At 46.4% G+C, this 13,505-nt stretch carries 15 protein-coding genes and 1 pseudogene; 3 read left to right on the top strand and 13 right to left on the bottom strand.

The features are described 5' to 3' along the window. Nucleotides 1-119: 119 nt before the first annotated feature. The 3 genes from ACFQI7_RS37020 to ACFQI7_RS37010 all read right to left on the bottom strand — a co-directional run bounded on the left by ACFQI7_RS37020 (nucleotide 120) and on the right by ACFQI7_RS37010 (nucleotide 1,437). On the bottom strand, nucleotides 120-290 hold the full coding sequence (locus tag ACFQI7_RS37020) for a hypothetical protein (RefSeq protein WP_377518563.1): 171 nt from the start codon (nucleotides 288-290) through the stop codon (nucleotides 120-122). Between the two features lie 160 nt (nucleotides 291-450). Next, nucleotides 451-753: a hypothetical protein gene (locus tag ACFQI7_RS37015; protein WP_218103144.1), complete on the bottom strand. Its 303-nt coding sequence runs from the start codon at nucleotides 751-753 to the stop codon at nucleotides 451-453. Between the two features lie 180 nt (nucleotides 754-933). Continuing rightward, nucleotides 934-1,437, bottom strand: a complete 504-nt coding sequence (locus tag ACFQI7_RS37010; protein ID WP_218103143.1) for a DUF2691 family protein — start codon at nucleotides 1,435-1,437, stop codon at nucleotides 934-936. A gap of 190 nt (nucleotides 1,438-1,627) precedes the next feature. Between ACFQI7_RS37010 and ACFQI7_RS37005 the strand changes: the two genes are divergently transcribed. Beyond that, a complete protein-coding gene (locus tag ACFQI7_RS37005) occupies nucleotides 1,628-2,089 on the top strand; it encodes a VOC family protein (RefSeq protein ID WP_218103142.1) in 462 nt (153 codons plus the stop codon). Nucleotides 2,090-2,365: 276 nt separating this feature from the next. Here the strand turns inward: ACFQI7_RS37005 and ACFQI7_RS37000 are convergent, their stop codons facing one another. After that, nucleotides 2,366-2,815 (bottom strand): MerR family transcriptional regulator, encoded by a 450-nt coding sequence (locus ACFQI7_RS37000; protein ID WP_218103141.1) that lies wholly within the window; start codon nucleotides 2,813-2,815, stop codon nucleotides 2,366-2,368. 171 nt (nucleotides 2,816-2,986) lie between these two features. Between ACFQI7_RS37000 and ACFQI7_RS36995 the strand changes: the two genes are divergently transcribed. Then, nucleotides 2,987-3,838: an aldo/keto reductase gene (locus tag ACFQI7_RS36995; protein ID WP_218103140.1), complete on the top strand. Its 852-nt coding sequence runs from the start codon at nucleotides 2,987-2,989 to the stop codon at nucleotides 3,836-3,838. Between the two features lie 721 nt (nucleotides 3,839-4,559). Here ACFQI7_RS36995 and ACFQI7_RS36990 read toward each other — a convergent pair. From ACFQI7_RS36990 to ACFQI7_RS36950, 9 genes are all read right to left on the bottom strand, one after another. Next, the gene (locus tag ACFQI7_RS36990; protein ID WP_218103139.1) at nucleotides 4,560-4,982 is read right to left on the bottom strand and encodes a VOC family protein; all 423 of its coding nucleotides are present in this window, start codon (nucleotides 4,980-4,982) and stop codon (nucleotides 4,560-4,562) included. Nucleotides 4,983-5,270: 288 nt separating this feature from the next. Next, nucleotides 5,271-5,603, bottom strand: a complete 333-nt coding sequence (locus ACFQI7_RS36985; protein WP_218103138.1) for a hypothetical protein — start codon at nucleotides 5,601-5,603, stop codon at nucleotides 5,271-5,273. Between the two features lie 32 nt (nucleotides 5,604-5,635). Then, nucleotides 5,636-6,583: an RNA polymerase sigma factor SigJ gene (sigJ, locus tag ACFQI7_RS36980; protein WP_218103137.1), complete on the bottom strand. Its 948-nt coding sequence runs from the start codon at nucleotides 6,581-6,583 to the stop codon at nucleotides 5,636-5,638. Nucleotides 6,584-7,124: 541 nt separating this feature from the next. Next, nucleotides 7,125-8,039: a VOC family protein gene (locus ACFQI7_RS36975; protein ID WP_218103136.1), complete on the bottom strand. Its 915-nt coding sequence runs from the start codon at nucleotides 8,037-8,039 to the stop codon at nucleotides 7,125-7,127. Nucleotides 8,040-8,165: 126 nt separating this feature from the next. After that, nucleotides 8,166-8,675: a VOC family protein gene (locus tag ACFQI7_RS36970; RefSeq protein ID WP_218103135.1), complete on the bottom strand. Its 510-nt coding sequence runs from the start codon at nucleotides 8,673-8,675 to the stop codon at nucleotides 8,166-8,168. 298 nt (nucleotides 8,676-8,973) lie between these two features. Next, on the bottom strand, nucleotides 8,974-10,197 hold the full coding sequence (locus ACFQI7_RS36965; RefSeq protein WP_218103134.1) for a VOC family protein: 1,224 nt from the start codon (nucleotides 10,195-10,197) through the stop codon (nucleotides 8,974-8,976). A gap of 13 nt (nucleotides 10,198-10,210) precedes the next feature. Continuing rightward, nucleotides 10,211-10,621: a VOC family protein gene (locus ACFQI7_RS36960; RefSeq protein WP_218103133.1), complete on the bottom strand. Its 411-nt coding sequence runs from the start codon at nucleotides 10,619-10,621 to the stop codon at nucleotides 10,211-10,213. An 82-nt stretch (nucleotides 10,622-10,703) separates the two neighbouring features. After that, a complete protein-coding gene (locus ACFQI7_RS36955; RefSeq protein ID WP_218103132.1) occupies nucleotides 10,704-11,138 on the bottom strand; it encodes a sigma factor-like helix-turn-helix DNA-binding protein in 435 nt (144 codons plus the stop codon). Between the two features lie 84 nt (nucleotides 11,139-11,222). Then, nucleotides 11,223-11,393, bottom strand: a complete 171-nt coding sequence (locus ACFQI7_RS36950; protein WP_218103131.1) for a sigma factor — start codon at nucleotides 11,391-11,393, stop codon at nucleotides 11,223-11,225. Between the two features lie 494 nt (nucleotides 11,394-11,887). Between ACFQI7_RS36950 and ACFQI7_RS36945 the strand changes: the two are divergent. Beyond that, a pseudogene (locus tag ACFQI7_RS36945) lies at nucleotides 11,888-12,998 on the top strand (IS110 family transposase). Nucleotides 12,999-13,505 lie beyond the last annotated feature (507 nt).

The following is a 13,505-nucleotide window of genomic DNA, read 5'->3' as shown; positions in this document are numbered from 1 at the left end:
ACCAGACCAATTCTACCATCAGAACCGGATTAAACCGATCCCAATTAAAGAAGTACGTGTATAACTTGAAAAACTAAGCCTAGATGAGTAAGAGTGAGCTTGTGTCCAAACTCAGGGGGTTAATCCGTCTCCAGGATGAACTTATCCCAATAAAATAGATGACCAATTATTTCTTTAACAGACCATTTGCCTTCATTAATTGGTTCGAGAAAACGATGTTCGTGCAGCCCTTTAAACCTCGATAATTCTTCGATTGTCTTTCCATAGTTCAGTACTTCTTTAACACCCATACTAATCCCCCATATACATTAAAAATTATTGTTAATTATATCCTTATTCAGTATACAGGTAAAGAACGTTTGTTCGACATTTCTTTCTAGAGATCATTACTAACCTGTCCTGAGAAATTCAGCATAAACAAAAAGACGATGGATCGGTTCCATCGCCGCGCTATCGTTCTCCGTTAGCGTAACCATTTGTGGCATTCCACTTTATGAACGAAGCATTTGATTTGGTAGCATAATCTTTGGCTTCTTGTAGTGAGTAGTGTAAAGTGTCTCCAACTACATTCCATTCTTGGTCACACGAAAAAAGATAATAACCTTCGCTTCCTTCGTATTGGGCTACTGCCAGAGCAGTTATAACAACTGTTTTTTCATCTTCTTGATAATAAACGTAACCAAAGTCATTACTGCTTTTATTATCTGTATAGAGTAAAACTTTTGCTCCGTCCAATTCAATTGGCGCAGTCAATTTACCTCCTCCTCCTGGTAAACTTTCCACTTCATACTAACACAAAATAGATACTCATTTCTGCGCTATCCTGCCCGTTACTTCAACGATCAAGAGCAGGTCGCTGCAGCGCCTGCTCCAATTAAAGTCGTTTCACTATCGTAACCCGTTAGCACAATCCTAAATTGTGGAGAACTGATCTTACCACACTCTTAAGGTATTTCTAAAGTCATTCTCATCTGTTATATATGTCAATGAGTCAACCTTGAGCGTTGCTACATTAGCGTACAATTGACTCAAGGTTTTAAGATCTTTACAATAAATTGACGTGTAGACTGAATCCACAATTAACAATATTAGTTCGCAGTCGCTTGCTAGAAAATCTTCGTAGGTATTGATATCAAATGAATTAGTGCCTATAGGGAAAGCCTTTAGGTCAGCAAAAATTATATATTGGGGTTCAGCAGTATCAATGATTTTAAATAGTTCAGCGCCCCTGAGTATACTTACGTCATCTGGAAATAACCGTATTAAGTCGTTATCTTGATATTTGTATTCCTCTCCTGATCCAATAGACCAATTGTATTTCTTGAAATCAATCGGCTTCAGAATATTAACTAGCCATTTACCGTATTCGTTTGGGATCAGAAAGCTAATGCCCCTCACATTTTGTCCCAATAAATTCTTCCCCTTTCTGACAACCATTCCATTATCCTGCTGCCCGTTAGCGTAACCGATAGATGCCGGCAGCCGCGACTCAGTTGTTTATTAAGCTATCGTTCTCCTTTAGTTTAATGATTTGAGTTGAGAGGGACAAATTGAGCAATCAGAAAGAAATCAGTAATCTTTTTTTGTGATACACTGATAAAAATGGTATCGAAGGAGATGAGCAATTTTGCCCAAAAATTTAACCCCTTGCATCGTGATGGACGGTAACGCGAGAGATGCAATTCACTTTTATGAAAAAGTACTCGAAGCACGTGTTCTTCATGTCCAGACGTACGGTGAGATGCCAATGCCTTGTCCAGATGGTTTAAAGGAACGCGTGTCTAATGCACTCCTTAGAATCGAAGAGAGCGAACTCATGTTATTTGATGCACCAAACCAACATGTTACTAACGGAGTTACAGGTGGCGACAAAGAGGAAACTCCCGGTTTGGCCCCTTCCGTTAATGCAGTTGTGGCCCTCAATATCTCGATAAGTGACGTGGAAAAAACGATTCGAATTTTCGATGCCTTGAAGGATGGTGGTAAGGTAATCGCTCCTCTTGAAAAGGTTCCTTTTAGCCCGGCATTTGGTACTGTTACAGATAAGTTCGGTGTAACCTTCATTCTTGTAACTCAACAGTCAAACTGATTTGCCGATTCAAAAAATCCGATGCGGCCTAAGGCCGCTTTTTCTATATAAACTAGCCGTTGGAGAGAATGCACGTAGACCGTGAAAGACCGAGTCTACATTATTCTGCCTTGTTAATTCAATCACATGAAAGAGGATCTGCCTCGCGGTAGCTCCTCACTATCGTTCCTCGTTAGTTCAATTTATACTGTTGTGGATCTTGTTCATTGCCAAGCCAATCAGGAGTTTTAAACCGAAGGTTTTCTTCAGAGCGGTTGATGTGCTCACGAATATCACTCACGCCTTACGAACAGATGGCGAGTAAAATACGTCACAATGCATATGCTGAATTTTGTCCCAATTGCTGGGATTGGTCGTGTCTGGAGAGCGGTGCTCCAGAATGGCCTGATATAGGGCGATTTTTTGTTCCAAATGGGCAACGTGCTGTTTGGCTTCTTCGAGCTTAACGAGCGCCGCTTCTTTATGCTCCATCATGAGTGCGCAGCGTTGCGGAATGGTCAAATCCCCTTCGAGACAGAGATCGACGTACTTTTTAATGACTTCAATCGGCATCCCGGATTGCTTGAGGCATTTGACGCCATGCAGCCAGTTGATTGATTCTTCGTCGAACATCCGAATGTTGTTTTGATTGCGCAGTACGCTTGGTACCAAGCCTTTATCCGTGTAAAAGCGCACGGCGTGCTCGGTGAGTCCCGTTATCTCGGCGGCTTCTTTGACCGTATGCATGTGAACTCCTCCTTGGAAAATAATTTTTTGAAGACGCCTTGACTTCGTGTAACACGAAGGCTCTAAGCTTATTGTATTGCAAATCAGCCGTAAGAGGAATCCCCGCTGCAATGCCCGATTCCCTGGAACGCGCCGTTTGCTGTTAACATTTGAACACTGGGAGGAGTTACAATGCAAACCGTAACATTGAACAACGGTGTGAAAATGCCGATCATCGGCTTCGGTGTCTACCAAATTCCCGATGCTGAAGAATGCGAGAACGCGGTATATGAAGCGCTGATGGCCGGTTACCGCCTGATCGACACCGCCGCCGGTTATCTGAACGAGGAAGCGGTCGGACGCGCGATCAAGCGCAGCGGCGTACCGCGTGAGGAGCTGTTCATCACGACCAAGCTCTGGGTTCAGGATGCCAGCTACGAGAGTGCTAAGTTGGCGTTTGCCAAATCCTTGAAGAAGCTACAGCTCGACTATCTCGATCTATACCTTATTCACCAGCCGTTCGGCGATTACTATGGCGCTTGGCGTGCGATGGAAGACCTGTACCGCGAAGGCAAGATCAAGGCGATCGGTGTCAGCAACTTCCTGCCCGACCGTTTGATGGACCTCATCGTGCATAACGAAATCGTGCCCGCAGTCAACCAGATCGAAACGCACCCGTTCTACCAGCAGATTGAGAGCGCCGCTTTTATGAAAGAGCAGGGAGTGCAGCACCAGTCGTGGGCGCCATTCGCTGAAGGACTTAACAACATGTTCGGCAACGAAGTGCTGACCTCGATCGCGGAAAAACACAACAAGTCCGTCGCCCAGGTCGTGTTGCGCTGGCTTGTTCAGCGTGAAGTCGTTGCTATTCCAAAATCGGTGCGCAAAGAGCGGATCGTCGAAAACTTCGACATTTTCGATTTTGAGTTGAGCGCGGACGATGTCGAACAAATTTCCGCCCTCGATACACGGGAAAGCCTTTTCTTATCGTACAACGATCCGAAATTGGCCAAGATGCTGGGCACCTTGAGAGTTGATCTGTAAACCTTGATCGAACCGTAAACTCATCACTCGTTTATCCTCATCTATTAAGAATGGACAGGGCGGGCGCCCCTGTCCTTTCTTTACTTGAATTGCAAATTCTAAGAATAGCAAAACTGCTGCTACCGGTATAACGAAACCTATACTCCCACCAATACAGGTAACACACAGAACCACCGAGACTTCCATAACTATCCTGCCCTTTAGCTTAATGGCCATTTGAACAATACATTACAAATTCAACCTTTACTATCACCGCGATTATGCGCATATGTTTGTGTCGCAAAACGATTAAGCACCTATGTTTGTGTCGTGGCCTCGCGACACAAACATAGGTGCTTTGAAATAAAAAAAACCGATTGACGGGGATCTAAAAGCACTCATGACTGTGTCGCCGGACACTTGCAAACTCCAATGCCTCCCATTCGAAAAATATCATCTCCATATATCAGTTAATAAAACAGGGAGTTCAACTTTCTGCTTTACCATATGGTTCAGCTTAACGGGCCTATCGGCGAAAAATGCTAAAGGATCTTATTCCGGCAGATTCAGTGGACGCTTTTTAAGTGAACGGAAGCCATAAGTAAAGCCCCCATCGGGGGCTGGGGAAAAGCAGCAAGCCCGCCGGACAAGTCCGGAGGGCCTGGTTATATGAATCGCTGCTTGTCGAGTTGGAACCATTAGATCACTTACTAGTGTACAATAGCGGGAACTAAAGCATTGATCACTGACGCCCTTTGGCGAGTATCCGGAATGTAACGCCGAATTTGTCCGTTACAATCCCGTAGGCGGGGCTGAAGAAGCTAGCCTGCAGCGGCTCGTTCACATGACCGCCCTCTTTCAGTGCTTCGAAATATTGCTCAGCTTTCTCTTTGTCGGGGGTCTGGACAACGAGAGTCATTAACGTTCCCTTTTGGTAGCTGCTGCCGGTAAAATGATCGGTAAGTTGCAACTCCGACTCGCCGATTTTCAAGACGGCGAAGCTCACCCTATTTTTCTGCTCAGGTGTCAGCAGGGATTTCGGATTTCCGGGCACATCGCCGAGCCGCTTAGAAACCACCTTAGCATCCAGAGCTTTCTCGTAAAAATCGATCGCCTCATTCGCGTTGCCGTTCATTTCCAAGAACGGAATCAAACTTGTACTCATACCTATCAGCTCCCACAAAATCGTTTTGAACTTCAAGACCGTTAATCGAGTAGCAGACTCGCATCTACATAAATGTCCCATTGATATGGCGTTAGCCTGATTATTGGCTTGCTCATCCCCTGCTCGACTCTAAGCTTACAAGATCAATGCAAGCACGGCGCCTGCGACGGCGTTCCAAGAGTGGCTGCCTGTGGCGGAGCTCGGTGATCATGAACAAGATCAAAGCAACGCATCCGACGATCAGGCCCGTGACCGTTTTCGTGGAGCCCCAGTCTTTGCCGTCTTCACTTACGGCATAGGCAAGCGATGCGAAGGTGATCGGGGCAACACCATGCCGATTACGTCCAGGGCAGGCACCGACTTTTGCTCGAATTTGGGCAAATATTGTTCAGCGGTGTTGACTGCGGAAAGCGCAAGAGGTATGCCGTGAACGACTATTGCATGCATGGTAGATACCGAAGTATCGAAGTATTCAATCAAGTTCGGCATCGCAACGTTGACGACCGTGCTGTCGAGAATGACCATAATCGTGCCCACGACAACTGCCATGACCGGGTCGATATGTTTTGATCTAAACGGCTGCTCCACTGGAACGGATGAGAAGGCGGACTGCGTAGTCATCGTTAACCTCTTATCCTTATGGAATAAGCTTTCTATCGACAATCTGACGCTTCGTCCGGAAACCGGACCGTTGTCAATTTATCCGGATTGCGAATGACGTCAACCGCCACGATTCGTTTGTTATCGATCGTGATGGACACCACCGTTATAACGCCGCCGGAATCGCGCAAGACCAAGCCCGGCGCGCCGTTGACGAGAGCCACCCTGACCCCCAGAGTAGCCTGCTTCGTATACGCGAGAAATCCAAGCGCCAGGGCCTCCGTCCCTTGGGTAATGCGCGGTAATGCACGGACCTTGCCCCCGCCGTCGCTGCGCCATACCACCTGGGGATCGAGCAGGCGTGCGAGCCCTTCCAGGTCGCCTTCCTGACAAGCGGCCGCGAATGCGCTGACGATCGCGCGCTGCTCCTCCTCCGTTGGCGCGAATCGCGGTCGACCGCTTTCGACATGCTGACGCGCGCGGGAGGCGAGCTGGCGAACAGCGGCAGACGAGCGACCCACGACAACGGCGATTTCCTCGAAGGAAAGCCCGAACACGTCATGCAACAGAAAAGCGGTCCGCTCCGCCGTGGTCAATCGCTCGAGCACCACCATCAGCGCCATGCTGACCGATTCGTCCAGCGCAACGCGTTCGTGGGGATCCCCCGCGCTGACATCTTCAACCAGCGGCTCGGGCAGCCACGTGCCGACATACTGCTCCCGGCGTGTGCGTACTCTGTCCAGCGCATCGAGAGCCAGTCGGCCTACGGTCGTCGTCAGGAATGCCGACAGATCGCGGATCCCTGCCGGTTCCTTCATACGTTGCAGCCTCATCCATGCTTCCTGCACGCAGTCCTCCGCTTCGGCCACGGAACCGACAATCGAATAGGCTACCCGCAGTAGACGAGGACGTTGCGTTTCAAATGCCTGCGACAGTGCCAAGTTCTCGTTTGGAATGCAAACATCCGCTTTTCCGTACTGCTCGCTCATGGTTAACTTCATTCCTCCTCACTCCCGTGATCCTGTTACACCTTAAAGACGGTGCAGCATGCTGGAGTGTGACATGACCATCGGTTCGAGTTTATTATGGATGCTTTGTTCTTAAAAAACTTGCAGCTACTTATGATTCGGTTCACCGTAATGTATCTAAGCACAAAGTAGTGTTTCAAAGTTTATTTTAATATATAACGACGAAACCACTCCCAAAATGAGAGTGGTTTTTTCTCAAAAATCACTTTATTACTCGAATAATTTGCTTTGATTCAGTAAGTTCTAACGAAACTAAGCTAGTGTTATACTCTCTTCCACGTACCATTAATCCCAGTATTTGTTAGGTATTAGGACTGCAAGATTAATCTCATACGGTTCTAGATAACTCCCGTTACTTCAATGAACATCAAAGAGGAGCTGTCCTTGCGGCCACACTATCGTACCCGTTAGGTTAACGATATGGTTTTTTCTCCTGTTAGTACTAAAAGCATACAGCCAGCTTTTGCATATGCTGTAAACTTGAAGGGATGGTCAACGGTTCTACGCTTCTATTCTATCTTTCCGGAGACCAGCAAACCATCATTAAATTACCGTCTACATCTTTAAAATTGAATTCTGCAAAATCGCCGTGATCGCGTAGTTCCCCTACGATTTCCACTCCATTTTCCTTCATGATCTCATAAGTTCTCCTAATGTCCGGAGTGTAAAAACCAAGCCGCACTCCTGCATTATGTCCTGGATCGCCGAGCATAGTAATCCCTACTCCATGCTGGATAGGCCGGGCTGTGCCCAATCCGTTTCCTAAATAGGCGGCAGTTAAACCAAGCTTAGTGGCATACCATTCACTGGCTACCGTCGAATCCTTTACTTCAATAAAGACTGAGCCAATACTTCTCAGGTCAGGCACCTGGACAGTACGGTATTCTCCCATAATCCCTTTGGAGAGACGCTGTATATCCAATGATTTAACAGTAACACTCACATCTTTGTACGAGCTAATATGTACCGTATTCGTTAATTTGGTGTAATCTCCGGTTATCCGGATTAATTCTTCATCATTGAGTTTAACAACGGAATAGCCAGGGAGAATGTCCCACTGGATGCTAACAAATTCATTTGGTTTAAAAGCGATCTGCCTGGACAATGCTGTCTCTTCCTTCTCTTCCTTCGTAACGGGATCGCGTGAAATCAAGAAACCGTCCAATCCATTAATACGAATGCATGCATTAGGTCCGACATGAAGACGAAAATCCGCAACCGAGCTTCGTACTTCTGCCTTGATTTGCATAGGCACGGAGAATGCCATGTCGGCCGTTCTGGCACAGCCCCACCGATCTTTAAACGAAAATTGAAGACCGTCATTCGTCAGCTCTGAATCAATATGCGGATCCGGTACCAGGTTCCCGAGGACAATATCGCCGTTTGTAACGAAAAGTCCCTTCTTTTCAGCGAGTTGCTGCATACTCATATTCATCTCTCCTAACATAGGATCTTTTTAAACTCCGTTATCGCCTTGAATTCCTTTTTTTTCAATATCAATGCTCGCTTGCGTAATGCAGCTATCATTCAAACGTCTCCCGTTAGATATAGCTCATTAAATTGCCATAGTATGTAATTTGTTTCCTTCTGTATCCCAAAACTCAAACCCGTGGCCATCTTCTGAAATATCTGTTACTTGCACACCCTTTTCTTTTAAATACCGATGCGCTTCAGCCACATCGGTACATTGAAAATGAAATGCTGCGTAAGGCAGCGGAGTGACTTTTGAAGGCATCCCCACAATGATAAATCCTGTTCCATTCTCCATGTTGAATCCGGCAAGAGGTTTGTTATTATCGTTACTTGTCCAAGCAGGCTTTAAGCCCAAGATGTTCGTATAGAAATGATATGCTTTCTCGAAATCATAAACGTGAACATAACAGTTCCCTATCCTTTGATTGAACGGGATGTTGTTTGCAATATTCTCACTTATAGATAATTCATCCTCCCTGGACTCTTCATTAAAATTACCTTGAATTACTTTTAAAGCTTTCGGAATGTATTGAGGCTTGTACCCATCAAAATTACGTTTGTTTTGAAAGTTTGAATTCAGAGCGTTTTCCAATATTGATGAACTCCTCCTTCGCTGGTAGTTCTTTCCTCAAATGTGCTTACTTTAGCAAGTATATCATCCAGTAAAGTCTTGTATGTGTCTTTTTTTATCAATATCCTGAATCCGTGACGCTTGTTTCCTCTGTTTGCAAACATGGAATTATATGTTAAAACAGCGGAGGCGAACTATGATTCATTGCAGTAACCTTCGGAAAATCCAACCAAAATAAACACAACAAGACTGCCCGCAGAGCAGGCAGTCTTATCAGGGTCGAGCCAATACATTTATACTCAATCCCAGTAGCGAGGCGCTATGCTTGGGCTACGCCAACGTGACTATCGTTCGGATCGACGAAAATCAGCTTACCCATCATATCCGCTCCATTAGGCGTGTATTTAGCGATCGTCGCACCACCCTCCAGCAATTGGCGATGCATCGCTGCCAGATCGTTCGTTCTTATATAAACGAAGGGGATGGTCATTCCGTCCCTTTCAAAATGCAGCTGGCTGCCGTCGTCCGTTAAAACGAGCTGAATTCCGCCTTCAACGCCGCACTTCTCTTCTTCCTCCATGATCGATGCTTTCTTACCGGTTACATAGGTTCCATACCATGTACCTGTCTCGACAAGCCGATCGAATGGAGCCGGCACCGGTATCCGGGTCCAGTCCAGGAAAGGAGCGTCCTTCTTCCTGCCGATCTTTTCGGCCCAGCCGTCCGGCTCCTGGAGCGCGGCAAACGCATTACAATACGGATCCTCGAACTCCATTCGCTGAAACTCTTGAGCGCAGCTACCATTAACAGCATAATGTCGCCCTGTTGTTTCTTGTAACGCGGACTGCAGCTTGCGAATATCGTGGACGTTAAAGGTTATAGCCGTTAATGTTTTGTTCCGCGCTCTCCTCTCCATACGGATCGGTCCGACGGATGGCTCCGTCCTCCATAACGTAACGGTTGCCGGCTCGCGCCCTGCCGGTGCAGCCAACGTACAGCTGGCATCGTCTAGTGAAGGCAAAGGGCCTTGAAGCTCTAAACATGTCATATACCACTCTGCCGCCGCTTTCAGATCCACTCCGACCGGGATATGGATACTGTCTTTGGACTGGTATACTTTTGCTCTCGGTACTGTCGTCTCCGCATTCATCTGGTTATTCTTCAGTTCCTCATTTTTTATGAATCCATGAATTTTAATCATATATCCTTCCGGATCGCGCACATGAAACTCGTGATAGTTCCCCGCGGGATTTTGAACCTTTTCCACATCGGCTCCCTTAATCTTCAACACCCGATGCGCTTCGAGAACATCGCTAGTCTGGATATCGAGAATGCCGTGTGTCCGCGGATTTTCAAACCCCGAACGGGTCAGCGCGATCTTGACGTGGTCCTGCAGCGGCACGCTGAGCATATGAACGCCTTCATATGATTGTTTCTCGTCCCGCGTTAATCCTAAGACAGCCGTATACCACTTAAGCGCGCGTTCGACATCGAACACATGCTGCCAAAATATCGTATCGCTCAGCAAAGTGAAACCTCTCATGTCCCTCATCTCCTTATTCGCCGTGTAAAGGCTGCAACCTCCTCTGAACGACCGCTTCGTGTAGCAAAATAACGTGACCGTCCGGGTCGCATAGCTGAATATCGCGCCGATAATCCGATACTTCCCGTATTTCGCTTACTTCCACACCTTTCGCCAGTAAAGTCCGGTGTGCCGTTTCGATATTTTCGACCCGGAAGTCGAGCATTGCATGCGTTTTCGGATTTTCTTTCGACGATTTTTTAAGCGCTACTTTCTTGGTGTCTACACCGGGCGTAATTCTCAGCACCAATAAATCCTCCGATATTTGATCCTCGAACTCCATGCCCAGCACTTCGATGTACCATGCTTTTGCGCGCTGAACGTCTTTAACATGCTGCCAAAATACGACTTTTCCATTAAACTTTATGTCCTGAATCTGCCTCACCCCAACTTCCTCCCTGGATTATGGAACTCGATATGTAAACGAAAATATACGCCGAAAAGAAACATACTCTAAAAAAATTTTATTAGACGGATATCTGCATAACGTTCCCATCGGGATCCGTAAACGTGAAAAATATTCGCGACGCGGCCATTCGCCGCTCAACTTGAATGCCGGCACCGGAAAGAGACTTATAAGCCTCTATAATAGCGAACGGATCCTGCCTGCGGAATGCTTCGGTAAAATCTGCGATCAGCCTCCGGATATGCGCTGGGGATGCAGATGAGCTACGTTCGTTTTCGTCTTCGCGGGCCAATCTAGCCAGTTTCTCCCGAGCGCGACGAAGCGCCGTTTTCACGGCGCCATCGTTCGTATCGCCCAGCATATCCACCGTTTCCCGCGTTGTAAATTGGAACACGTCCACAAGCAGCACGATGGCCGCGCTTTTGGGCTGCAGGCAGTGGACCAGCTTTTCTACGGCTTCCCCGATGTCGAGCGGAAACTGTTCGCTATCAGTCAAGTGCAGTTCTTCATCGTATTGCTCGGTGGCGTATTTCTTTTTGCGGCATACATCGATCCACGCATTCGTTGCGACACGGAATAATTACGCTTTTGGCAATTGTGACGTTTTGGCAGATGGGACCGATTTCAAAACTTTGAATATCGTTTCTTGCAAAATATCATCGCCGTCCCATGGCGTTCCGGTCAGCATCCGGCAATATCTGGACAAGTCGTGATAGTGCGGGATTGGGAAAAGCTTTTCATCAGATGTCATGATGCGAGACTCCTCTTGAATAATGATTCGTCAAAAAAACAATCCGTCGAACAGACTCCTCAGTCTGCCCGATAAAAATTGAGATAGATTGAATCTCTTTCTTTTGGTAATGGAGAACAATCCATCTCTATAATTTAAAGTGCACTCCAATCATTAAACTCTTGAATAACTATTTCTGCCATGCTCCTCTTCTCACCTTTCTCTCCTTATCTTCTCTCAGCTAAGCTCTAATATTTCCAAATTATAACACGAAACGGTAAGGGTTAAATTATTTTATCTAACTGTACTTAGGGGAGGTGTACCACTCTATCCTGCCCTTTAGCTTAACGAGGCCCGCGGCAGCCTCGTGGTGTAGTTATGGAGCTAACGTTCTCCGTTAGAATTCCTGTGGAACGATTAATTTGGAGTTTGAATACAAAAGAGCGCCTCTGTATGATGGGAGTATGCAACGGGTCTAAAGCCCTTAAAATCCCACACCAGGAGGTCGCTCTACTATGAAGTTTAAAGCACAAGATAAACAAAATCAACTCATTGAAAACATTACCGCCAATCACCTTGTTGTCGGTGTAGATATCGCTCAAGAGAACCACGTTGCTAGAGCGGTTAATTTCCGCGGAATTGCTTTGGGTAATCCATTGGAATTTAGTAATGATGAAGGTGGCTTCCGATCTCTCGATCGCTGGATCCGAGACTTGCTATCATCGTACAAGCTCACCCAAATAATCGTTGGCATGGAGCCAACAGGACATTACTGGCTTAACCTTGCACATTGGCTTAAAGACACCAAGATTGAAGCTGTACTCGTAAATCCTCACCTAGTCAAGAAGAACAAAGAAAACCGCGACAATACACGATCTAAAAGTGACAAAAAGGATGCTCTTGTCATTGCAGACATGGTGAAAAACGGCTACTATTCCCCTATCCGTTTTCATTCCGCACAATACGAAGAGCTGCGAGTCCTTATGGCAAATCGAGAGACCGTTGTTAAGCGACTTGTAAGTGCCGTGAATCAAATCCACCGCTGGGTCGACATTGTGTTCCCTGAACTTAGACAAGTCTTTAAAATCTTAACTTGCAAAAGTGCATTGGTGACTCTTCGGTTGTTTCCTCTCCCTGCCGATCTAAGTAAATTAGAGCCTACCGATGTCATTGCGGAATGGAAAAAGTCCATGAAACGACACTCAGGTGTACGAAGGGCTAAGTTGCTCATCGATCTTGCCAAAAAATCCGTTGGTTCTATCCAGGCAACACACGCGCGTTTTAGGGGAGTCAGGTGATCTCAGCGGTTATATCCATGGAAACGCACTACTGCGTCACGCAGGCCTTAATCTGACTGAGGCAAGCTCTGGGAAATGGAAGGGCCAGATGACGCTCAGTAAACGAGGACGCCCACGCCTGCGACATTTCCTCTACCTAATCACGATGTGCATGGTTATGACTAACAAAGAATTCAAGGCTTTGCATCAACATAATGTTCAGGTAAAAAAGCTGAAAAGAATGAAATCAATTATGAAGGTATGTGGAAAATTGGCTCGACTTTTAGTAGGTCTGGCACGTAGTGAGGAAGCTTACAAACCAGATAAAGTCTTTGTACTAGCAGCTTAAAACCAATAACACTGCTCACGCAAGTTGGCATATTCGCAGGATTACAAAGAAAGCACGGAGTATCGGGATACGTTGCGCAAAAGGGCACAGACCCGTTCCGTTAGAAAGACCGACCTCCCCCCCTTAGATAGGTGTAACGAAGGAATGAGAGGGCATTGGACCCGTTGAGACATGGGAGCGAAAATCGCTAAGGGCTCTGTGGAGTATACGTGCAACATTTGGAATTAATTGGGTGAGGCTACCCCCACCTCTATTCCCGCACGCCTTCTAACGACTCAACATAGCACGCCCTGACTCTCTTTATTCTTCTACCGAATCTTATAGGGATGAAATCCTGCGAATACACGAGCTTGCGTGAGGAAATTAAATCATATCGAGGGAGCTTAATGCTATAGGTTCCTTAAGTGATTGAAAAGCGTTGCCGCTTTATCTTCTCGACCTAGATCTCGGTAGGCTTGTGCTTCGTATTCAAGTGACAATACTGGGATATTCATATTTACTACATTG

It is taken from the genome of Paenibacillus allorhizosphaerae (assembly GCF_042659105.1).
Classification (GTDB): Bacteria; Bacillota; Bacilli; order Paenibacillales; family NBRC-103111; genus Paenibacillus_G; species Paenibacillus_G allorhizosphaerae.
This window is presented reverse-complemented; position numbering and strand designations above follow the sequence as displayed.